Source organism: Neorickettsia findlayensis (assembly GCF_009856525.1).
GTDB classification, from domain to species: domain Bacteria; phylum Pseudomonadota; class Alphaproteobacteria; order Rickettsiales; family Anaplasmataceae; genus Neorickettsia; species Neorickettsia findlayensis.
On sequence record NZ_CP047224.1, the window covers coordinates 761341 to 784947 of the forward strand.

Annotated in this window: 13 protein-coding genes; 5 read left to right on the top strand and 8 right to left on the bottom strand. The window is 41.4% G+C overall.

Annotated features, from left to right (window positions below; all coding sequences use genetic code 11):
• Nucleotides 1-7: 7 nt before the first annotated feature.
• From GP480_RS03495 to GP480_RS03530, 8 genes are all read right to left on the bottom strand, one after another.
• Nucleotides 8-3277 carry a TrbL/VirB6 family protein gene (locus GP480_RS03495; RefSeq protein ID WP_160095879.1) on the bottom strand — a complete coding sequence of 1090 codons (3270 nt, stop codon included), beginning with the start codon at nt 3275-3277 and terminating at the stop codon, nt 8-10.
• A complete protein-coding gene (locus tag GP480_RS03500) occupies nt 3264-7082 on the bottom strand; it encodes a TrbL/VirB6 family protein (RefSeq protein WP_237111335.1) in 3819 nt (1272 codons plus the stop codon). Before GP480_RS03500 ends, GP480_RS03495 begins: the two co-directional genes overlap by 14 nt.
• Complete coding sequence (locus GP480_RS03505) at nt 7048-9600, bottom strand: TrbL/VirB6 family protein (protein WP_237111336.1); 2553 nt, start codon at nt 9598-9600, stop codon at nt 7048-7050. Before GP480_RS03505 ends, GP480_RS03500 begins: the two co-directional genes overlap by 35 nt.
• Nucleotides 9578-12133: a TrbL/VirB6 family protein gene (locus tag GP480_RS03510; RefSeq protein WP_160095881.1), complete on the bottom strand. Its 2556-nt coding sequence runs from the start codon at nt 12131-12133 to the stop codon at nt 9578-9580. Before GP480_RS03510 ends, GP480_RS03505 begins: the two co-directional genes overlap by 23 nt.
• On the bottom strand, nt 12133-14541 hold the full coding sequence (locus tag GP480_RS03515; protein ID WP_160095883.1) for a VirB4 family type IV secretion/conjugal transfer ATPase: 2409 nt from the start codon (nt 14539-14541) through the stop codon (nt 12133-12135). The genes GP480_RS03510 and GP480_RS03515 overlap by 1 nt, the downstream gene beginning before the upstream one ends.
• A 2-nt stretch (nt 14542-14543) precedes the next feature.
• On the bottom strand, nt 14544-14840 hold the full coding sequence (locus GP480_RS03520; protein WP_160095885.1) for a type IV secretion system protein VirB3: 297 nt from the start codon (nt 14838-14840) through the stop codon (nt 14544-14546).
• A gap of 316 nt (nt 14841-15156) precedes the next feature.
• On the bottom strand, nt 15157-16929 hold the full coding sequence (locus tag GP480_RS03525; RefSeq protein ID WP_237111337.1) for an ABCB family ABC transporter ATP-binding protein/permease: 1773 nt from the start codon (nt 16927-16929) through the stop codon (nt 15157-15159).
• 141 nt (nt 16930-17070) lie between these two features.
• On the bottom strand, nt 17071-18138 hold the full coding sequence (locus tag GP480_RS03530) for a patatin-like phospholipase family protein (protein ID WP_160095889.1): 1068 nt from the start codon (nt 18136-18138) through the stop codon (nt 17071-17073).
• Nucleotides 18139-18457: 319 nt separating this feature from the next.
• Here GP480_RS03530 and GP480_RS03535 point away from each other — a divergent pair, with 319 nt between their 5' ends.
• The 5 genes from GP480_RS03535 to GP480_RS03555 all read left to right on the top strand — a co-directional run bounded on the left by GP480_RS03535 (nt 18458) and on the right by GP480_RS03555 (nt 23591).
• Nucleotides 18458-19336, top strand: a complete 879-nt coding sequence (locus GP480_RS03535; RefSeq protein WP_237111338.1) for a hypothetical protein — start codon at nt 18458-18460, stop codon at nt 19334-19336.
• 99 nt (nt 19337-19435) lie between these two features.
• Entirely contained in the window at nt 19436-20299 is an 864-nt protein-coding gene (locus tag GP480_RS03540; RefSeq protein WP_160095891.1) for an alpha/beta fold hydrolase, read from the top strand.
• A gap of 127 nt (nt 20300-20426) precedes the next feature.
• Nucleotides 20427-21194, top strand: coding sequence for a cell surface protein (locus GP480_RS03545; RefSeq protein ID WP_160095893.1), 768 nt, complete (start codon nt 20427-20429; stop codon nt 21192-21194).
• A 320-nt stretch (nt 21195-21514) separates the two neighbouring features.
• Complete coding sequence (locus tag GP480_RS03550) at nt 21515-22441, top strand: P44/Msp2 family outer membrane protein (protein WP_160095896.1); 927 nt, start codon at nt 21515-21517, stop codon at nt 22439-22441.
• Between the two features lie 367 nt (nt 22442-22808).
• Nucleotides 22809-23591: a P44/Msp2 family outer membrane protein gene (locus tag GP480_RS03555; protein ID WP_160095898.1), complete on the top strand. Its 783-nt coding sequence runs from the start codon at nt 22809-22811 to the stop codon at nt 23589-23591.
• The last annotated feature ends 16 nt before the right edge of the window (nt 23592-23607 follow it).

Below are 23607 nucleotides of genomic sequence, written 5' to 3' on the forward strand. Positions count from 1 at the left end.
TTAGGTGCTAGTCATTGGTTTCTTCTTCAGTTTCAGTAACTTGGCCTGGCAATTTTCGTCCTTTACGTTTTCTCGTGGACTTCTTGGCTTCCTCTTCTCCCGGAGTAACACTACGCATAGGGTCTTCATATGTACTTTGTTTATCTAGAACATCTCTTACAAAGGAGAAAACACCTCCATCATCTTGAGTGATGTTAGAAAATGCGGAAGCAGTCTCTACGTTGTCTGGAACCTGTGCAGTATCTGGCTGCACACTACTATGTGATGCCGACTCGAGACCTGTTTCACCAGTATTTGTATCTTCAGGCAATTCTCTCGAAATGCCAGAAGTACTACTTTCCTCTCCTACAGAAGCACCAGATGTCTCTTCGACAACAGTTCGAGATGTTAATTCTGGAGATGCTTCACCAGTATTTGTATCTTCAGGCAATTCTCTCGAAATGCCAGAAGTACTACTTTCCTCTCCTACAGAAGCACCAGATGTCTCTTCGACAACAGTTCGAGATGTTAATTCTGGAGATGCTTCACCAATACTGACAGACCCAGTGCTCTCCAACAAAATATCACGAGCCGTGTTTTCGAATTCGACCTCGCTATATGAAGGAGGTAATGAATTAGGATGACGTGGCAGATTCTCACCAGCTTCTGAACTCTCACTCATCGAAGGACCACCCTTAGCAGAAGGTGAGAAATGAGCATCTAAGTCTTGGTGCTTTTTAGTATCATTCATACATTCCGGTAGTTTCTCACGTTGAATGCCAAGATAGTAATCATGGATTTTTTCCCGTTCACAGACGTAGAGTTTACGCAAACCACCAAAAAGACTTTCCTCCTTTGCTCCAACAAAATATTTATCCGACATATGTTTAAGACCACCAAAAAGCATTCTTATTCCTGGTGAATCACTTAAATCTCTACTACCCACAATAGATACAAGGTGGTACCCCATAAGAGCCTGTGTATAGTTAATTTGCCTAAAGGCTTTTTTCTCATAATAATGGTCACTGAGTTCCGAATTCACACCTAAGAGATAACTTGTGCCCTTAATAATACCGCTAGAAACGTCACCAACAGTGGAGAGTACTTTCATTGTTGTTTCACCTAACTCTGTCTCATTTAATTTGGCTGCGACCTTCTCGCCAATATAACCTCTAAGAGAGGCAATATCATTTATGCCGCTGCGTACTCTACTAAGTACAGGAAGTTTGTCGGCAAGGGCACCCACCATCATTTTTCCAGCTCTGTAGAGTCCTCCTATGCCATCCTGAGCAGCATAAGCACCGCCTATCACAGCTTGGAATGGTGATGCACCCACAAGCGATGCTCCTATAGACTGACAAAGATCCCTCATGTGGAACATAATCACCGAAAGGAGCAACAAGACAAATACCTCAGCCATATCAAGCAGGCCAGAATCAGATTCTCTTATCTGCTCTATCCGCTCCCAATCCCCTCCTTTCCCTGCAAAACCCGCAATTCCACAATTAACATCGCTAATTTGTGGATCATAGAATGGGTAATCAACAAATCTACAACCTTTTTCCTTGTAATGAGGTGGTATATCAATCACTTTTGCACCACCAATAAACTCAACGCGTTTACTCTCCCACATATGAGTTATACTGAGCGGCATAAACCTCTGCCCAGGCGTCCAAGCATAAACAGAAACATTAAATGGAAAAATCCAGAACTTGTTGCAACAGACCGTGTAACCTGTGTTTCTATAAAATTGGTCCTTTATCATCGCTGAAAACAGCGAGACTACGGTGAAGATCATTATCGCTTGGAAACAGAAACTCAGTGCCTGGGTAAACCAGTTATCGAAAGTATGTTTAAGCTGCCCGAATAGCATCCCCAAAAACAGGATCGGCATTAATACGATTAGCACTGATATTCCAACAAGGGCGGTTATATAAACAACAAAAGCATATGCGACAAGTACAACGTAGATTACCAGTATAAAGAAAAGGATTAACCACCAAAAAACTCCCAATGGATACGCAAGTAGTATCGCCTTGACTTTTGTCGAAACAAGCATTTTGAACAAAATATTCACGGTGTCATCAAGAAAGGCAAAAGGTTGATCTGGCTGGTAACCAGCACCAGTATGCGAATTTACTACTGCTATGACCTCGTTTAGTCCATCTATAAACAGACGGAACAAATTGTTGTAGAAGAAATCCCAGCTACTCGGAGAAATTAGCTGAAGAATAACTGCCATTTTTAGAACTTTTATCAGCAACTCACTTGGTGGACTTTCAGACATTCCCATAAGAAACCTAAGACCCGTGAGAACAATCATCAGAACGATTAGCGCCTTAACTAACGAAACATAGTCATTATTGGATGTAATGGCTTTGTATATTGCCTCATTCTGTCCGGTAAGAATCTTCTGTAGCGTGGAACGCACACCTTCAAAAAACTTCGCAGTATTTTTTGGGTCAACAACTCCTGTACGAAATTCCAGAGAATAACCACCTATGTTATTTTGATAGAAGACATCCATAAGTTTGTAATAGATTCTCCAACCAGGCTTCAGCTTCAAATGCGTGCAATCGGTTGTAAAGATCGACTGTATACGAATACTATGCCCAGTATATCCAACATGCATCGTCGGAGAGGATGGGTTTTTAATAGATGAAAAAGTAGCATTAGGATTCGGATCACCAGGACGGTGAAAAAGTAAATACAATCCATACCCTTTTTCTAATATGCACCCAGACTGGGAAAATTTAGGATCTATTTTTACACCATTGATTAAGCAGCCTGTTGTAATATCCGTCATTTGTGTCGGTAAATAGGTGCAGGATTGGCGTGGAAAACTTTTCCTAAATTCCTCACTTGCTACTTTTAGAGCATCGTAGTCAACATCCCCACAACGGAAAACCTTTTGCATTTCATCTTTAGAAAGGTTGAACGCACCACGCATAGGTATGAATAGCCACCGTCCCTCAACATTCAAAGTGATTGGCTCACCTGAAGTGACATAACCGGAATCCTCCCAGCGCATTAGCTGATTGCCTGAAGTATTGTTCTCTAAACCAAGCACTTCTGCATCAGACTTAAGAAGCAGGCTACCACGCTCAATTAACGCGGAAACGCTTGACTTAGGTATGCCAAAATCGTCTGCCGCTATACATCTTGGACACGTAGTTTCACATTTCTCACAGCCAGATAGTAAAAACAGCCCAAGTATGACTATGAAAACACGCTTCAAAGCACTCGGACAACATTGCGCTATAGCACTATTCACTTCTACTACCCTAATCTTTTTCATCGTCACCTGCCTGACTCTGGGTATGAATTCCATCACCTGATTCATCCGCCTCTTCATGAGAGTTTTTGCTCTCCCCTGTGGAAAAACTTTGTGAATCATCTTCTTCGGTTTCTCCTCCAGGAGCGCCTGCAAGACTATAAGGATCCTGAGCACGCACATCATCTATATCAGCATAAATATGCTCTTCATCAGGAGGACCGCCTTCGTATATAGGATTAGGTACGCTTCCTTCTTCAGTCTCTCCTCCAGGAGCGCCTGCAAGACTATAAGGATCCTGAGCACGCACATCATCTATATCAGCATAAATATGCTCTTCATCAGGAGGACCGCCTTCGTATATAGGATTAGGTACGCTTCCTTCTTCGGTTCCTCTTCCAGGAGCACCCGCTAGACTATAAGGATCCTGAGTACGCACATCATCTATACCAGCGCGAATATGCCCTTCATCAGGAGGACCGCCTTCGTATATAGGATTAGGTACGCTTCCTTCTTCGGTTCCTCTTCCAGGAGCACCCGCTAGACTATAAGGATCCTGAGTACGCACATCATCTATACCAGCGCGAATATGCTCTTCATCAGGAGGACCGCCTTCGTATATAGGATTAGGTACGCTTCCTTCTTCGGTCTCTCCTCCACGAGCACCTGCTAGACCATCGACGCCGTGACTGCCTCTTGTATCAGTCTGCACTGCATTACCCGTAACGGGAACATTGGACAATCCTTCATTGTCCAAAGATACCAACTTCACATTCGAATCTTTGTGAGAATCCTGTAAAGAAATACGCTCAGCTTTCTTCAGTGGGTCGTCTGTACCTGGAAGCACTTTTTCAGCATCCTCAGCAGCTTCCAACGTAATATTGCGGCGGCTACGAGGATTTGATCTAATTGCTTGCCCTATTTCGGACTGAGTTGCATCATCCAGACCGACAACAGATAACATAGCTTGATATGCAGCATGACCTGCATCGGACGGACTACCACCGCCTGTAACACCAGTGTAGCCCATCATGGTACCTGTAATCATATCCACCATGGAATCCGTTATTTTAAGGAAGCTCTTCATAGAGTGAGCCACCAAAAGAAAAACAATCACTGAAACCAATGACACAGGAAGACCTCCGAAGCCAGAACTCGCAGCACCTGGAATGAGAAAACGGTCTATACCACTCATTCCAGCATCAAATCCTATAGGTACAAGCGAACTAATAATGCACAAATCACTCCCAAATATATCTGTGGAAACAATACAACCAGGACAGACACCAAAATTATTCACTTCGTATAGCGTTGCCATCATTACCGCGTTTAATAATGCGAGGGTTCCAAAAATAAAAATTGGGCGCAGAGCAAAAGAAATTAACATCTTGAGCCAACCCTCAAATAAAGGTTTCGTCCTTTGGAAAATCAAAAAGGCTATAAAGATAGGTGCCAACAAAAAGAGTAAACCTGTCGCAATCAATATCATGAGATAGATTACCATTGCCTCGATGACGCAACTGAAAAAGAGAAATACACCCCACAATATGATTGACATGATAAACCAACCGGCAGGACCTGAAAGAAAAAGGGCCAGCATCCTTAACCAAAACTGGTTTGTTATTATCACACCAACGGTTCTATCAAGAAATTCAAAGGTGCTATCTGGAGAATATTTCCCACTCAGGCTGCCAGTGAAATAGTAGATGAGCTCATTAGAAGAATTAACAAACAGATCAAAAATTGTTTCGCCGAAGAACTTCCAGCTGTAATCGCTCACCAAGAGCAAAATGAATGCTATCTTCATCACTCGCAGAATAACATCCGACTTTGGATCTCTGATTATCCCAAGTAGAAATGACAACCCATAAGTGACTAGATAAAGCACTATCAAGGCTTGAACAGCAGGTGCAATTTTCCCGACAATTGCACTGTAAATTTGTACTATCACTCCTGTCGCTTCAGGTTTACCATATGGATTTTTTTCACCCTTACCATAAAAAAGTTTTACGATCGCGTGATAGATCGTGTTAAAAGGACCGGAAAAGTTTGGGTACCACCGTTCTTGCACTATGCTGACTGTATATTTATTATCCTCACTAGGAAGGTATTTACCTGTTTTGACTGCTTTCACCAAACTACTATCAATTGCCCCTGCTATACCAAAATAGACCTTGCCACTCCCTTTGAAAGAAATGCTGTAAGTACTTCGATCTATATCTCGCGGATTAACGACTGCCCTTTTAGGAACACCAGTATTGAAGCGAAGTTCATGTGCATTTGGATGCGCAGTACCGGGCGCAATACTTGGAGGACCATCACCAATATAAACATAAAGCCTCTCCCCGTTTTGATATGAGCAACTTTTTCGAACTCTCACACGGTAACCCGAGTATATGGCATTTTTTGAAGAACCTCCCCGACCTGCAATTCCAAGAAGCAGCGGACTTCCACCACTAATACTGCGCGGAATGGTAAACCACGTATTCAACTCTAACGATGGTATAGCTCCACCATACTCATCAATATCCATGCATCTTCTTACCCTATTATAGAGAGAGGTTTCTTCCGTACCGATGTTATAAATACACAACTGAGCTTCATCTCCACTTCGCAGTAGTGACGACTTATCTTTAGCAGCAGCTCTACCTATTTTGGCAACAAGTAAATCCGCCCATGCCCTCTCCAAGTCTGATTTGTTCCTTCTGCGTGCACGGAAGCAAGGATTTGAATTATCAAAATCATCATCATATCTAATGCTATAGATTCCATCTTTATATGTACCGTCCGAAACGAAATTTCCACACATTTTATTTACCTTGTACGTCTCGAACCTCTTAAGCTTCGCTCTATCTTTTTTCAAATCACAAGAATCCTTGTACTTGTACTCCCAACTTACCTTCTTTCCTCTATGAATTTCTTCAGGGTCAATCTGACTCTTGAACCCAACATCACAAAACTCTTTATCAGATAAAATATGTGGAACAACGACCCGCATATCGACCGCAGCTGCTTCTATCCATTTGGCATTACCATTTCCAACTATGACTCTGTTACTTCTGGGCGTATAGCCGTTTCCAATAAGAGATGAATTCAACAACTCCCCCTTCAACGAAGGAGGAAGAAAGAGTTGTAACTTATCCTCACCTCTCTGTACAAGAATCTTTCCACCAGCTTTGCATATGGCATTTGGATCCACATCACCTCCGGAAACAAGTTGTATCTTTTTTCCTTTTACATCCTTGAAATCTTCGTTGTTATACCAGGAAAACCCGAGTGGTATATTGTCGCAATCCACTAGATTGACGCTGACTACTGGTATCAACTCAAAGAGCACCTTGTCTCCCGGTGAAACTTCTAGATAAGTATCAACATAATATCTTCGCGGAGTTGTTGACGATTTCTCACATAGAGGTTCTTTATTCTTAATATCTGAAAGGTTTGATGGATTATGTATGCCTGCAGGAGCACCACCAGCACAAAATCTATTACTTACCTCGATTACTTGACAATTCCATTCAGGACACATTTCAAATTCCTTTCTATTGAAAAGTTTCCCACACAGATCTATGTCACCAATGACACCAAAGGGTACTTCTTCACCTTCTCCAATTTTGATGCCCGAATCTACCCACAATGTACTAGGCTTAGAGGGATCCATACCTTCCAGGTAGGCCGGCACAATGACGTTTGTAAAGTTTGCATTTACACCATCACCAGGATAGATGCACCCTATGTCACAAGCACTTAAAAGAAGCAATAAGCCCAGAACTACTCTACGCATAAATACTCCATTATCTACTACGTTTTGGTGGCTTCTCAGGCTCATCTTTCTCCTGATCGAGTTCTTTAATATGTCTCATGTGTGCTTTTTGATACTGTGTTTGAGCATCTTGGCCTACAATTGCTTTCATACTATCCATGAATTGCTCTGCAGGAACCGTCGCGTCAGATGCAATCGCACCAAAAATTGAACTAGAAAGAATGGCAGCTCTTGAAGTGAAGGCGACAACTGCGTTACTAATCACAATAAACGACACCACTAAACTTATGCCTACTGGCATCCCACCTGCGTTTTGCGCAACCATTATTCCTCCGGTATCGTATGAAGCTGGCAAATACACGGCAAGTAGGCAGAATCTGAACAGCACAAAATCTGGTTCAATTACACATCTAGGACAAATCTGGAAATCGAAAAGTGCGTGAATTATTCCCAACCCCACTTCTGTTAAAACCGCAAATGCGGCAAATGTGATAATAGGGGTCACGGCCACTTGTGCCAAGTTTTTTATCCAGTTATCAAAAATGGATTTTGTCCTCTTAAAGAAAATCATAGAGAGAAAGATCGGTGCAAAACACAGAAGCATCGCCACCATCACAATCGACATGACGTACGCAACAATGATTTTAAGCATGGCCATAAAAATCTGTATTAGGCCAACAAGTATCAATAAGAAATACAAGATCCCTAAACCACCGGAAAACAAAAAACTAAAGATCCTGAGCCAATTCTCTTGCGTGCTAAAAGGAGCAAGCGTTTTATCGAGAAACGCGAAATCTACCCCATTCATATTGCCCGAAAAGTAATTGATCAACTGCCCAGAGCCTTCCACAAAGAGTTGAAACAAATTCTCATTAAAAAATTTCCAGCTATTGGGACCGAAAAGAACCGCAACTATACCAAGCTTTACAAGTAGGATCACCAGATCAACTTGAGGCGTCCTAACAAGGCCAAATAAGAAGGCTAAACCGTAGACAACGATGTAAAGTACGATAGAAGCTTGCACCGCGATTGTGAGCGTACTGCCTGCTACTGCCTTATAGACACTCCCTACCGCGCCAGCAACATCGTCACCCTCGCTGAACCTGCCGTATTCATCGACTGTCTTGCCGTATAAAATCCTTATTATTTTACTCTTTATGCTGTTAGTTGCTTTACTAAAAAATTTTGTACCGTCTTGTCGCTTAAGGACATAATGTACTGATATGTAACCACGGCTTCCGGCCTTTCCATCTCCTCGTTGATCTACTATTCCCACATATACAGACCCCTTTCTATCTATTAGATTGGCAGAGTTCGGCACTAGAAAGGCACCACCCTCACCACGAACTGAGGGTTCAAAATTGGGCTCTTGATCAGAGGTATACACCTTCACTTCATCAAAACTAGAAATATTGCATTTCCTGCTTACTTTGAGTCTAAAAATACCGTTTTGCACAACATCCGGATCAGGTGGGCCAAATCGTAGCTCCATTAACTTGGATGACTTTGAAGACACCCTGAAGAATTTATTTAATGAAACGGCCATGCACGTAGAAGAATAACCCTGGGATATGACATAACAGAGACCTGCAATATCTTCATTGTTGCCACACAGGTAAGAAAGCTGTCCATTCTCATCCTTCAAATAAAGATGAAGCAAACGTAAAACAAGATCTCTACCATCAAATTGAATCAAGGGCCCGGATTTCATCATCTCAGTTGGACCTATGACTCGTTCACAATAGCCATAGATCACCACTCCAGGAACTCTCTCACTTAGATTTTCTATATCTTTGCTATACTGCTTTAAATTTTCTCCAAAAATTATAGCCTTGCATAAACCAACTGTTCCAACTAATTCATCTATCCCGCTAGCCATACTGTAGACAACTTTAAACTTCTCTAGAGCACCTTTTTTATTGATCGCAAAATTAATCCCCGGCGCAAAAATACCACCATAAGGTTCTCCTCTGCGTCTCATACACTCTTGATAATTCCCCGGGTAGATTCTTGCATCTTTGCCTGCACAAATATCATTACTAATTAAGCCGGATTCGAGCGCGGGCCTCAAACCTATTGAAACTTCATCACCCTCGACAAGGTTAAGATCGACCTCAGCTTTGCCATCTGGAAACTCAAGATCCACTGATCTGCAACTAGGAGTATCACAGAGATTCTCACCATTTTCGCTCAAGCAATTATCAGGACAAGGAGGATGACAAAGCGAATAATCCTCAGATTTCTCAAATCTATATTCAAATATATCGCCCTTTTCCAGATTGATACCTAAGTTAACCCAGTGAGTCTTAGCACCGGGGACTTCTCCTTCACCAACACCCATATACTCGAGACAATTTCTATTACCCACATCACCTGGATTGGGACAGACTCGCAAAGTACCTTCTCTAATATCATTAGAGCTAGCACCAGAAATACAGTCTCCGGCACATCCAGATAAACAAAGAAGGAGTAACAAACAAGCAAAAGAAAACCCTCTACTGGACACAGTAAACCCACCAGCTCTGAACCTGACTTCCGGCAGCATCTTGTATACTGTTCGCTTAACCTGCACCACCCATTCCACCTGTACCACCCACTCCACCTGCACCACCTGCGCCGCAACCTTTAACTGTTTGTTGACCACCAGGCCTCTTCGATCTCGGAAGTTCTCCCCCAAGTTTCTTGCTTATGTTCTTTCCTCCTGCAACAAGGGTATTCGCAGTATTAAACGAAACAGCAGCAAGTTTTCTTGCCATAGCCTGAGGACTACTGACATGTCTTGAAAGATCTGCTCGGAAGTTACCAACAAGCTCTGCTGCCAAACCACCTAAAATACCAAGGAAGTGGAAAAACAAAAACAGCATTAAAGTCATCATGCCCAGCTTTAGCCATAAAGCACTAGTAGCCGAAGCATCACTCGCGATCGTAGTTACATAAATACCAAAAAGTAGCGGCTTCTGAGTAAGTGACATCTCCTGAATCACACATGCGAGAACTGCAGAACTCCTCAATTCTCCATCTGCATTTCTCTCTTTACATTGATCTGGATTCGCAAGCTTATAGCTGTAGTAACTCCGGACACCATCCAACTTGGAGATCTGCTGGAAGGTTAAATCATCAAAGAAAAGCTTATCAAAAACAGAAAAAACAAGAGCTAAAAATCCGAATAGAACTACAGGATACAGCGAGTAAGCCATCACCTCTTTCAACCAGCCTTCGAAAAAAGGTTTCGTTACCTGGAACAAAATCATCGGAATAAAAATCGGAGAAAAAAGTATAAGTATCGTAAGCGCGATTATTGCCAGTATAAAAAGATGAACTATCCACAGGATAATGAGGAACATCAGTATCACATACATTAGCACCAATAACGCAATTACCAGCTGTCCTGCAAAAAAGAATGCCAAGATCAATACGGGTACCATGTATATCCCTGCACCAAGCGCACTTATCGCACCAGCTGTTATGACAGTTGCTACACCACCACCTGCAACAGTCGGATTACCAAGAGCACTACCTAAGTAAAACGCCACCCTACAATCCAACCTATCCCAAAGGGTCATATAGGAGAGATTTTTCAATTCTAACTTTGAGAATATCGGCAATTCGCCACCACGTACTGGTTTCAGTGAAGAGCAACTTAATACACCCTTATCAATAAACTTCTTCAATTCAGCGAAGTTCCTTTTATGACCTGACTTGACAAAAGCCTCAAAACACGCCCTTTCTTCAGGGGAAAAAGCCTTCGTAACTACGAGCTCATTGTACTCGGATGAATCGAAGTTACACACATCTTTTTTTCCTCCTCCACTATAGACGATATCTGCCAGACCGGTAGAGAGTGTTAGCAATCTATCATAGTAGATGATCATTCCATCACCTATCGTGAAATAAGCAATCGCAGCAATTTTAAGGACAAATATCGTCCACTCTTGCATACCGCTTACACCACCACTTAATAGTTTGAAGCCAAATAGAAGAATCGCGAGAACCAGCACAGCCTCTACGGCAGTCTTCAACTTTTTCTGTGCAATAACTAAGAAACCATCATTTTCTCCATTTCTACAGTCCGATACTAGAATATTCCTCAAGGATTCCCTTATACACTGAACCACCAAAGATGTCATTGGGAACTGGGCCTTAGCAATCAAACCTGTCACACCATAACACGCATTACTTATGTAACAATTGAAACAACCTGAGTTATCGTAACTTAACACCCTAGAAAGATCTTCAGGATCATAGATCGGCTTTGATTTGATACACATAGGCGCAGGATCGACAGGATCCCTCAAATGACAGCCAACTTTCGCCTTTCTAGAAAATGTAACATAGCCACAAAGCTTGGATCCATCATACTCAGCAGAAAAAACATAAGGACCTATTTTCTTACTTTCCATGTGCTTAAGTGTTACACACTGTATAGAGCGCACACTTACTTTTCTTTTCATGTCCAGAAGGGTGTCCAAACTTTGGATTTTGTTCTCGCCACCCAACACACCCAGGTTAATTGCAGTGAAATTGCTTTCCCTGCTGTCCAATTGAGTTTCCTGCCCTATTCTGGAGAGGTAACCCCAATCAAAAGGCTCCCTGTAACATATTTCAATGTACCTTCCGTTCTCTGCTCTGTTGCGTGGCCAGGCATACGTGCAACCCTTTGCATTACTATTGATTTCATTGCTTTCTTTCTTATCGCAATAGGCCATTTTCTCCTCTGAACAGACTTCAGCTCCTGTATTCCCATCCTGACAGTATTTATAATATCCAGCACGCGTCCTAAGAACCGGGTTTCTAACAAATGACCAAAGGCAGCCTACCAGTTGCATAGCCGAAACTACCGCAACAGCTATCAATCCAAGACCAATAGCGACCATGATTGCACCGCTGCCAGCAATGATCATTATTCCGGCTACAATACCGGCAATTAGACCTATGAGTGCAAAAGCTACATCAGTTCCACATTCAGGATAAGATGCTTCACCTGGCATTACTTTGGGTAGAGCAGTCTCTTCCGCATACGCGTAAGAAAAAAAGAACCCGCTTTTAAGAAGTAATATATTGTTATCCAAAAGGTTAAGTGCAAAGAGTAAAAGTAACCCTCTAAGAAAAAGCTTCATTACTGACCTAACTCCCTCACTTTTTCATAAAAAATTGGAAGCCATTTCACTGGTTCCTCACCATACTCTTCCATGATGCGGTGCAAGAGCAGCACCGTATCCGCGCGTCCGGACAAGACTGATATAACATCTTCCATTCCAGCAAGGTTGATCCGTGCTATAACAGCGCTCATAGCCTGCTTTATCAAGAAAAACCGCGTAGCTGGATCTGTGTGTTTGATGAGCGTGTACTCGCGCTCGCTAAGCATAAACACGGATCTGTAAACGTCTGTTGCTTTAAGGTTCGGCAAAAAAATCTGCGTCGCTGTTTGTTGAACCAGAGTGTCACTTATCGCACTCTTGCTTGCATCCTCTACACTTTGGGTAGCGAATATAACAAACGTATTTAGCTTCCTAAGAACCTTCAGCCAATCCTTAATTGTGGGCGCAAAAACCGGATTATCTATAAGGGCCCAAGCCTCATCTAACACAATCATGGAGGGAGAGCCATCCAACGAGATACTTATTCTATGGAACAAATACCGCAAAACAGGTGCGAGTGCAGCGCTGTCTCTAAGAAGGTGTCCCATTTCAAAACCAAATACACTGGCCTTCGAAAAATCAAGACAATCTTCCTGATTATCAAAAAGTGTTGCATGCGAACCATTCCCATACCACATTAGTAGGCGAGTAGCCAAACTATTGTCACCCTCCAATCCAAAAAACGCAGAAAGATTGCTTAGAGTTCTATCCGCTTTGTTTAACTTAAAATTACCTGCCACAGCATCATTGAGTGTCGCAATATCCGATGCAGTGAACTTATCTCCATTTACGGAAGCTAGAAGCTTTAACCACTCTGTTAGGAAGGTTCTGTTCTCGTGTGTATCGTCAAGTTGAAGAGGATTAAAGTCACTCTTACTCCTTGGCTCTATCACTGTGTAGACACCACCTAGTGCACGGATAAAAATCTCAGCACCCCTATCCTTATCAAAAAAAAACATCCGTGGCCTGAACTTCATGCTCTGTGCACATAAAAAGTTGAGCAGGACAGTTTTACCTGCACCTGTCGGGCCAATTATTAGTGTGTGCCCAACATCTTTACAGTGGAAATTGAAGTAAAATGGCGTACCCGAAGTAGTATCAAAAACAGTAATCGCATCTCCCCAGTGATTACCCTCCATCTTCCCAAATGGATAATTGTGCTGCGACGCAAAACCTGCCAAATTTAGTGTGCTTATTGTTGCTTTTCTGACTATATAATCAAAATTTCCAGGTAACTGCGCCCAAAAAGCAGGTTCCAGATTTATCTTTTCACGGACAGCATATACACCTGCATTTGTCAGCTCGGATTCAACCAGCGACAGTGCATTCTCAAGTCCTTTTTCAGTTTTTTCACGACAGAGTATGGTCAAGTGATGCAACCCAAACGCAATTCGACCACTCATAGCATCATCTAGAGCTCTAGTTATTTCAGCAACTTGCGAAATAGCTTTATCCTGAGTTTGTAACATTCGACTCTGCTGAACCTGCATCTTACTGATTGCAACCTGTCTGTGTACAAACTGAAATGTCTGGGTGATAACAAGTTCATATGGGACTTGCAGAAAATTGTCGAGCATTCCAGCTGACGTGTTCTGCCCATATTCCTTCAGACTTATAATCCCAGCATACTCACTTCTAGACGGTGTAACTATCTCTATCGACTTTCGTCCAAAATACATCCTACAACCACAAAGAGCTTCATCCAGTCGGCTATAAGGAAGAACAAGATCTGACTGTGTTACACCACAATTGGCAATCCTAGAGAGAAAAGTTAAAACTTCGGAGTATGTGACATTGCCAACTTTTTTCAATCCAAGAAGATGTGGGGTATTATTCCTCAAGCTTATTAAAAGCTTGTTTGTCATTTCCTCCAATTCTTCATGGGCAATTTTCAGATCGGCAATACGACCTTCTTTTGTATCCTTACGAGTTACCTTTCTGTACAAATCGTTAAAGAACTCAACCTTTTTATCGTTGCGTCTCACGACTGTTATGTATAACTCGTTCACAAAAGAGCTCTTGTTTCCATGTTTCTGGCGCCACCTTTTTCTGACATAGTCAGCAAAATAGTTAGGTATCTTGTTAGAAAAGAAAGCACGAGCTTGACTTCCTTCTCTTCTACGGATTAAGTGGAAACTAAGGGCAAAATGACCAGAAGAGACGCTTTTAAAAAGCTGATTTCTTAGTGCCTTATGGATATCTACATCTTCATCATCGGCAGTCTCGAAGGGGTAACCTACCAGCCTTATAACCTTGAGCATAGAGTTATCCTTCAGGAGGATGGTGCTGGAATCTAAGTGATCCTTATATGGTATAAAATTCCGAGCATGATACTCGGAAGAAGCGACTTTAGCTTTGTAGTTCTTAAAAATGGAGAAATCGAACATCCTCAGAGCACATCATAAGAGTTAGCATTATGGTAAGGACGATTTTTACACCTCATGCATTTCTGATTCCTTACTAGAAAAAGCTCCAAAAAGAGGGGCTCGTTAAAACAGATAAGATATCCTATTCCGTGTATGACCGGCATGAAAAAAAGCAGGATAAAAAGATTTTTTGTTAGTATATACGCAAGCAACGAGACAATCAGATTCATTGCACTGAAAGTAAAACTCACACCGAGGAACATTGCCGGACGCGTAAGACCCTTAAAGAGCGGATCAAGACCCAAACTACCTACACCCATACTTCACAATCTCGCTATCAACTCATGACATCATGGACACACCGCACCCATCCAGATACACATTATTACCTAATCGTTAAGTATTTCCCAACAATAACTATCACAACACTGCCCTTGTAAAATACTCAAATCCAAGAACCACTGTCACTACAATCAACTACACAGATCTCGGTCGGACAAATTCTAGCCACGACTATACAGAAAATCTATATGTAGTAGCAAAAGTGGCGCTCTTTATTAACAGATAAACAAGGCACTCCAAAGCAGGTCAGTGATGCACCTTATCTATCCTATTTCTAGAATATAAAGCAATTCTTTATCCAAGCCGATTTTGATGCTGCCATAGTGTGTAGTATGCACCTTTCATTGCAAGAAGCGTGGAATGAGTCCCCCTTTCAACCACCTCACCACAAGCGAGAACTATGATTTCGTCTGCGTAAAGCACTGTAGACAATCTGTGCGCAATAATTAAAGACGCACAATCTTTCCCAGCGTTCATGATGCTTTCTTTAATTGCGGATTCTGTTTTGCTATCAAGGGAAGAGCTAGCTTCATCGAATATGAGAATTTTTGCATCTTTTTTGAGTAGCATACGTGCAATAGCAATCCTTTGTTTTTCACCACCAGAAAGCTTTAAGCCTCTTTCTCCGACGACAGTCTGATACTGTTCCCTTGTACTGGTAATAAACTCGTGAATACTTGCAAGATTCGCAACCCTGATTACATCATCTAACTTTATATTTTGCGGATCAGAATATGCAATATTGTTGAAGATGGTATCATTAAACAAGGTAATATCCTGTGGAACAATACCGATATACCGTTGAAAAGTCTCGGGTCTCAAAGTACTGAGATCCTGGCCATCTATGAGGACTTGGCCTTTGGATGGAGAATAAAATCCAAATAATAATTTCGATATTGTTGACTTACCGGCACCACTCTTTCCAACTATCGCAAGAGTTTTCCCACGCTCCATGCGAAAAGAGAGATTCTTTAGAATTTGGCGATCATCAGAATATCCAAAGCTCACATCCTTGAATTCAACCACTCCTTCCTTGAATACAAACTTAGATCTCCGGTTTTGCACGCTTTCATGACATCCTTCTGATAACAACTCTCTAACTAAATCTACATCTAGATAAGCAAGACGCATTTCTCTATACGCAAAACCAAGATTTCCCAGAGGAATATAAAGTTGCAAAAGGTATGTATTAACTAGAGCAAAATCACCGATCGTCGCAGCATTGGCAAGAATATCAAGAATAACTGCAAGATTTATTCCAACTAACCCAAGAGCAATGATTAGCGCCTGACCAACATTAAGAACGGACAAGCTCCTCCTGTTTTTTACCGCAAGTTCTGCATAGCCTTTGAGAAAATTGGAATAGCAAGTAGCTTCATAATTTTGGTTATTGAAATATTTGACAGTTTCGTAATTTATCAGACTATCGACTGCTTTGAATGAAGCTTTCGTTTCAGCTAGCTTCATTTCCTTTATATAGCCAGTCCGCCACTGTGTAATTAAGACCGTGTAAACACAATAGAGAGCCAATGTCAGAAAAAGCAGCACAAAGTAGTAGTACGGATAGAAAAGAAGAACAAGTATGCAAACAAAGATCGTTTCAAGGAAAGTTGGAAATATACTGAAGGTTGCAAATCTCAAGAATGTTTCGATTGCCTTTACACCGCGTTCCATTATTTTAGATACTTCACCTATTTTCCTATTCAAATGGAACCTCATCCCCATATACTGGAGGTGAGAAAAGGTTTCTAAAGCTAATGTTTTAGCAGCATTTTGTTCAACTGAAACAAAACATATCTCCTTTAGCTCATTCAAAATTTGAGATAGAAACCTTACTCCTGCATAAGTGAAGACAACTAAAATGACTGATCCGACAGAAAAGTTCTGTACAGAGTCAAATTTCTCGATTGCATCAAAAAGGAATTTGTAAATGAATGGTACCAGACTGCTGGTTATCTTCGCCAAACAGAGAAACCCAAATGCTGAAACAAGAGCAGAGCGTAGCCTAACTGAGCTCTTGCGCCACAATAAGTCAAAAATTAGTGATAACGTTGTCATGCCTACCATGTAACGCGGTTTGAATACCAAAACAGTGTTACACAACATTAGCCTGATACTGCGAATGTATCCAGTCGAAACCTACGTGCTAGCACATTTAGAAGTGAACACCAAATCTGCTGTTTACTACACTAATCTCCAAGTAACATTCTACAACAGGTTATTTGGTGTAGGATCTTCTGGTAGAAAACAAAACTCTGTTTCAAGAAGACATACTTCCTCAAAGAATTTGCTCGCCTCCTTTTTCCCGTGCTCCATAAGTTCACAACGAACCTCTTCGCTAAGATCAAGATCAAAAGTGCTCAAAACCCTACCGTTTGAACTAACAAAGTTTGTATTGATGCTAATCTCCCCAGCAAAATTAGGATGATGATACCTAGGCTGAGCAGTCCTACCAGCATCAAAAATATACATCAGATATCCAAGGAGATCATTATACTCAGCAGACCCAGAAAGCACTTGAGAGAAGTCCAGATCTCCGATTCTCTTAGAGATTACACCAGGATGCATATCATTGAACAACTGCATCATGAAGATCAAATCTTTATGCGTCCACAAAGTCTGTTCCTCACCACACGTACCTATGTGAATAGCAAGCGTCTCCTTATTGTAGTCTGCATCTGGATCAGGCAGAAATTGAGGTTGATCGAAAAGCCAAAGTGGATAGTTGTCCAACAAACCTCCATCAACTAAAAGTTCCCCATTTGGTCCACGGCATGGAACAAAGTAAAACGGATAAGAAGCTGAAGCTCTTACAGCATCCACAACACTGTAATCCGGTGTATCCTCCCAGGAATATTGAACAAGTTTCTTGTTCGTAACATCTGTGGCAAAGACATAAAGATCCATAAATCCGAGATCGTGCATTTCAGCAAAGGTAACGCTTGAGGTACCACACTTTTTCTCTAGTAGGTTGCACAACTGCGCAAGCAATTTCTCCCCAGTATATCTACCATACTCTTCAAAAAACCTTTCAGTCTCTTCAGGCAGACACACTGCGTCTACTTCTTCTGCAAAAGGGATCTTAAGGAAAAAATCTCTTATCTCCGCTACACTCATGTCCACCGCTGTGAGGAGAGCCAACACAGCTCCCGATGAAACACCCGCAACCCGTTCTATGGAATCTAGGACACCACGTTCTTCCAGTGCTTCCATAGCTCCAACACTATAAAGAACCTTTACACCACCACCTTTAAAAACCAAATTTCTATACGGCATAGCACCACTGCACTTTTAGATATCCAGAAGAAAACACTTTTATCCGCTAGAAGCGAACAAATGAAATAATGATCCGATGCAACTAGCTTAGACAACTTCTTTAAAGCTCCAAGAATCTAAAAAAAATTTAGACGGATTTTGCACCACAAACTAGAGACGTAGTCTAACATATTTTACAATATAGTTGTCGAATCATAGATTGATAAGCATCGTTATTGTAAATAACTTTACATTTTATCTACACAGCACATATAATGCTTGCGTACGTATGCGATGTTCTGTGCACGCAGCTTTGTTGCTACCAAAGGTTTGTTTAACTTTGTTTGAGAAAATGGGATCGGGATGTTATGGACGTTCGTCCGGCTATGTTAGAGTGAAGGACCCGCTCAAACAAGGAAGGAGACTTGAGTTGCTTCCTCCTGCCTTGCTTGGCTTCCTGGTACAGGTAGCACTGCAAAACGTTACCGTCTTGGCGCTAATGAAATACCTTCATGATTCTGCCGTCCCATATAAACTCATAGCGAGTACCTTGGATCAACTCTACATTTCTCAACCTTCTAACCCATTGGCACAGTTTCTTTTTTGGAACAAGAGTTACCTGCTTGGTACTAGCAGGTCTTTTTTCACCAAAGCAATTCTTGCCAGTACGATTACTGCATTGCTTATCATCGGAGGCTTTATCGTTTTAACCGTCTATGAAGTAGCGGGTGTGCTCGAACGGAGAAAGAGTGCTTTTGAAAAGCCATTAGAGCAAAAAAGAAAAAGGAAGTTTGCTGTGAAAGCAGCGCAGTTTACACTTGGATTCGCGGTTGGAACCGTCTTAGCTGTCACTGTACTACTTATCCCGTTTTTTCTATTACCGAGCAAAAAACCCGAAAGCGTTTTGAACTTTATACTCAAGTTCCATAATGTTCGTGATAATCCACTGGCCGAGATTCTGAAAGGTATAGTTAAAGAAACTTTCAAGGATAGCGTCCTTTTCGAGAAATACACTACAAAAATAGAGGCTTGCCTTTTGGCAGTATTCTTCTCCTCGATAGCTCTTTTTTGCATAGTTCTAACTTTTCTGCTCGTATCTGCGCTAAAAGAAATAAGGTCGAACAGCGTGAAGGAAGAAAGTCCCTCGCAAAAATCGGAGAGTGCTACTTCTATTTCTTTGGAAAGTCCTCCCAATCCTCAGGTTCTCCGTGCTATCTAATCCGCTTTGAAAGTGCAGAACATGGGTAATCAACTCATCCACCATTGAAAGTGCTTTCCTCGTAGGCTATTTTCGAGCTTAAGAAATTTAACAGGAAGAGTGGAAAAAAAAAGTATAACAACCAGCTTTGGAAAAATAGTATACCTGGACTGGAACTGCAAAGGTAAACTCGGACCTGTAATTTGTATCCACGGTATTAATAGGAACAAACGTGACTTTGATTATCTAGCCAGAACATTAGCAGAAAGCAATTTTAGGGTCATAGCTATTGATGTGCCAGGTAGAGGAGAAAGCGAATATATGCAACCAGACCTGTATACATATGAGAATTACCGGAAAATTCTTTTGGAATTTATAAACAGATTGGCTCCACAGAAATGCATTTTAGTAGGAACATCAATGGGGGGAATAGTGTCAATGATGTTAGCGTCTACTATTCCTCAAAAAATCGAAGCACTTGTTATAAATGACATAGGACCATATACAGACTTCTCGGCAATGGTGGTATTAAGCAAATATCTCTGCATGTACCCAACTTTTTCATCACTTGACGAAGCAGAAAAATTCTTAAGAGTAATGTTAAAACCACTTGGCCTGCTCAAAGAAGAACATTGGCAACATGTACTGCATCATTCATTCAGAAATACCAAGGAAGGAAAATATGTATTGGACTTCGACCCAGAAATTTTTAGAAACCACAAGGAAAAAATAACTGGATCCAGAGATTTATGGGAAATATGGCACAATATTAACCAAAATATTCCAATACTTGCACTGAGAGGAGAACTCTCACGTATGTTATCAAAAGAAACATTTACTAAAATGGCTCAGTCGCGCCAGAAAATTTCGTGTCTAGAATACGCTGGTATAGGACATGCACCCTCACTCATGGATCACAAACAATTAGAAGACATCAAATCTTGGTTACTCGCAAATAGTTCGGAAAAGCAAAAACAAAATTAAAGTCTCTCAAACACGCAAACTTTAGAAACCATCACTACACATTGATACGCAATCTTTTATCTTTGTTGATAAGAAATATCTTTATGATATATTGCCCTTTTGGAATGAGAAATCGGTCTTAGTCTTTATGAATATTTTCAGACCTACGATCTGGTCTTTACTGCTCACTCTTCTCTTTGGTGATTCCGCTAACGCATTTTCTGTGAAGCCGGGTGCTAGATTGTATGCCGGTGCTAGTTACAGTGCTTTTGTAGCCGGCAAAATCAGTGGAGAAGATATACGCACAGAAAAAAGAAAATTTCTCACCGTAACTAAGGATAGACTTATGGACAGTACACTCGAGAGTTTCGGTGGTAAAATCGGATTCATTGTGTCGGGTATTAGTATAGAGACAGAGTGCCTGTATGGACGCACCACCTCTTCGTCTTTAGGTCCTCAAACTAGCGACCCCACAAAAACTGAGACCACTCCAACTAGTGATGAGAATTTTAGCACGGAACGTGTATATCTGTTGGGGATCCTCAATACCAACCTAGAATTCTCTGGCGTAACTTTATTAAGTCCTTATGTAGGCGTTGGCATTGGTAGTGGTAGTATACTCACTGAAGGAAATGACGGTAATTACGGGTTCCCTCTTGTAACACAGTTAAGAATGGGACTAAAATCAGACCTTGAACTGTTCTCAGTGGCAATAAAACCATATTTTGGGTACAGGTTAATGTTAATTTCAAGCCTATGCGCAAAAAAATTGACTGATGTCCCAGCAATAGTTACAGACCATCTAGATCCGAATCTGGGCATTGTTGAAACGGTGAAAGGATCAGTGAGCAAGATTCGTGAAATGAGTCATGTTTCTCACAATATTGAGGCGGGTATAGTATTTCATACACGCTAGCACAGCGTAGACCAAAGTGACCGCAAATACTCTCATACTGTGTTCTTGCACATGAGATCTTTTGAGCTACGTTTCTAGAGGAAATGGTAAGCTCAGCACTAGGAAAAACTAGCATCTAACCTCACACTATAAATTCCTCCTTGCTCTGAAATTTCGGAATTAAGCAAGATTTCTCAGATCTTATACACTCAAATTCTGAAAAAAATTATTTTTTATGCTACTTTAAATAGCTAATTGAGATTAATACGAAAAAAAGTAATATTTTTTTTACAAAATTAGGTTAGTTCTTTGCATTTTACTGAACCATCGGGGGTTTATAGATGATTGATAACCGTTTTTTAAAAAGTGCTGCATGTCTTTGTTTGCTCGTTCTAGCCCCCGCATACGAAGCCAAAGCTACAGATTCTGAAATCCAAAAAACAGAAATTGGACTTTATGGAAGGGTCTTCAATATAACAAAGCTCTCTGGGGAGAGTAATTTCATGGATACTGGGCTTGCAGCGATAAATGCCTGGAATGACGCTCATACGAGCAAACCAGATGGCTATCTCAATGGTGCTGTGGTAAGAGAATTCAGACCTACACATGGATTCAACATGATGGGTATCGGTCTAGCAGTTGGCTACCATATCCAAGAGACAAGGATAGAACTTGAAGCCCTGGTAAACGGTGCAGGTAAAGTTGCTGAAAGAGCAGAAGAAACTTTCTATGGTGTCGCAGATGTACCATCTGATCTACCAACGGAGACAAATAAGGATAAAAAATTAGATGGTATACAATTTGTGCCCGTAGGACCTATGCAATTCACGGATTTCAGTTACAAGGCCGGTTTATTGAATGTCTACCACGACTTCAGTGCCGGTAAGGTACTAAACATGTTTGTAGGAGGCGGTATCGGATTGGCTAAGGTCAAGTACAAATTATCTGAGGCACAAGAGCTAGTGAGTACACCTTTTATTGCACAGGGCAAAATCGGTATCTCTTTTGATGTTGATTATCTAAGGAAGGCTGGCGTAGTGCCTTATTTAGGATATACCGCACGCTACTTTACGGAGACAAAAACTAAAGAACCAGTAACAGGTTTGGGTGTGATAAGGTCCAAGTTAGCTAGTGGTGGTTTACTAACATCCTTCCTTAGTGACTATGACGTAGAAAAAAGCCCAGTAGAAGGTGTAAACTTTGTGCCTGTGGCGAAGCACCTACTCCATAACTTAGAGGTAGGCTTTACATTCTTGCTTGATGCATAATGCATTACTTACTCACACCGGAAGATAGATTTTCAAGAAAGTCTATCTTCCTTCATATAAAATTGTATCCGGTTAGTGTATGTCAAAGAGAAATTTCCGTTATGTCGGATGTATACTGTAAAATGAAATCGCAAAAAGAACGCTGCTTGCGATTTCTTTGTTTTGTCCGATTTAAGATTTGTTTTTCGACACTTTTTTGTGGATTCACCTAAATCTGAGATGTTCTCGAGTGGGTAAGCTTATCAAATCGATTGGGCGATTTTGAACTCAGAAAATCAAAAAGATCTACTTCAAAGGCCCTTGACGATGGACTTCTTGGAGGGCATGATATAGACTTTCCCTATGAAACTTCAAAGAGGTGAACTAAATGATAAATAGAAAGTTCCTAGTGAGTGCTGCCCTTGCGGCTGTCCTTGCGTGCGCATCTCCTTCTTACGGGCAGAGTGGTGCGGAGGATTTTGTTGAAGAAGCAGATGTGTTTTACGCTAAGGTTGGTTATGCTCCTGGTATGATTCAGGAAACTGAATGGAGTGGTAGCGCTTATGCCACTACAGATAAAAAGGCATTCAAACCAAAATATGATTTTGGACTCATGGGTGGATCTGGTGCACTCGGGTACTATTTTGGTGGCATGAGAGTTGAAATCGAAGGTAGCGTACACAAGGTCGCTGCTGAAAAAGATACCAAATTGTCTACAACTCCTGTTGCTTCAGTTAACACTAGCACTGCGGCTGGCAGTGGCAACGGTGGAACTGGTGGTGCTGGTAGCACTGCAAGTAATGCAAATACTGTTGCAACTTATAAAGGTGCAACCTTTATTGGTGGTATGCTTAGTGTGAACTACGACGTTGCTGTTACTGAATACATCAGTCCATACTTTGGTGTGGGTTTTGGTGCACAAAGGGTTGCTTTGGATTTTGAAAAATCTAATTCAGTCACTGCCTATCACCTTGCATCTCAGTTGAAAGCTGGTGTCAATGTGACCGGTTTGGCTTCTGTCGTACCTTATGCCGGATATAAATTTACATACCTCAACGAGAGAGAGTATACAGGCGCAAAAGCGGATGATGGTACTACTACCTTTGCACCTAAAGTTGCACACATGGTACACAACTTTGAAGTTGGTGTGATGGTGCCTATGAACGCGTAGTTCTTAGTTCCTCTTG

Bases quoted from the DNA above. Each gene is read 5' to 3' on its own strand.
- GP480_RS03495 (WP_160095879.1), bottom strand. From the start codon at position 3,277: ATGAAAAAGATTAGGGTAGTAGAAGTGAATAGTGCTATAGCGCAATGT.
- GP480_RS03500 (WP_237111335.1), bottom strand. From the start codon at position 7,082: ATGAGCCTGAGAAGCCACCAAAACGTAGTAGATAATGGAGTATTTATG.
- GP480_RS03510 (WP_160095881.1), bottom strand. From the start codon at position 12,133: ATGAAGCTTTTTCTTAGAGGGTTACTTTTACTCTTTGCACTTAACCTT.
- GP480_RS03515 (WP_160095883.1), bottom strand. From the start codon at position 14,541: ATGTTCGATTTCTCCATTTTTAAGAACTACAAAGCTAAAGTCGCTTCT.
- GP480_RS03520 (WP_160095885.1), bottom strand. From the start codon at position 14,840: ATGGGTGTAGGTAGTTTGGGTCTTGATCCGCTCTTTAAGGGTCTTACG.
- GP480_RS03525 (WP_237111337.1), bottom strand. From the start codon at position 16,929: ATGGTAGGCATGACAACGTTATCACTAATTTTTGACTTATTGTGGCGC.
- GP480_RS03530 (WP_160095889.1), bottom strand. From the start codon at position 18,138: ATGCCGTATAGAAATTTGGTTTTTAAAGGTGGTGGTGTAAAGGTTCTT.
- GP480_RS03545 (WP_160095893.1), top strand. From the start codon at position 20,427: ATGAATATTTTCAGACCTACGATCTGGTCTTTACTGCTCACTCTTCTC.
- GP480_RS03550 (WP_160095896.1), top strand. From the start codon at position 21,515: ATGATTGATAACCGTTTTTTAAAAAGTGCTGCATGTCTTTGTTTGCTC.
- GP480_RS03555 (WP_160095898.1), top strand. From the start codon at position 22,809: ATGATAAATAGAAAGTTCCTAGTGAGTGCTGCCCTTGCGGCTGTCCTT.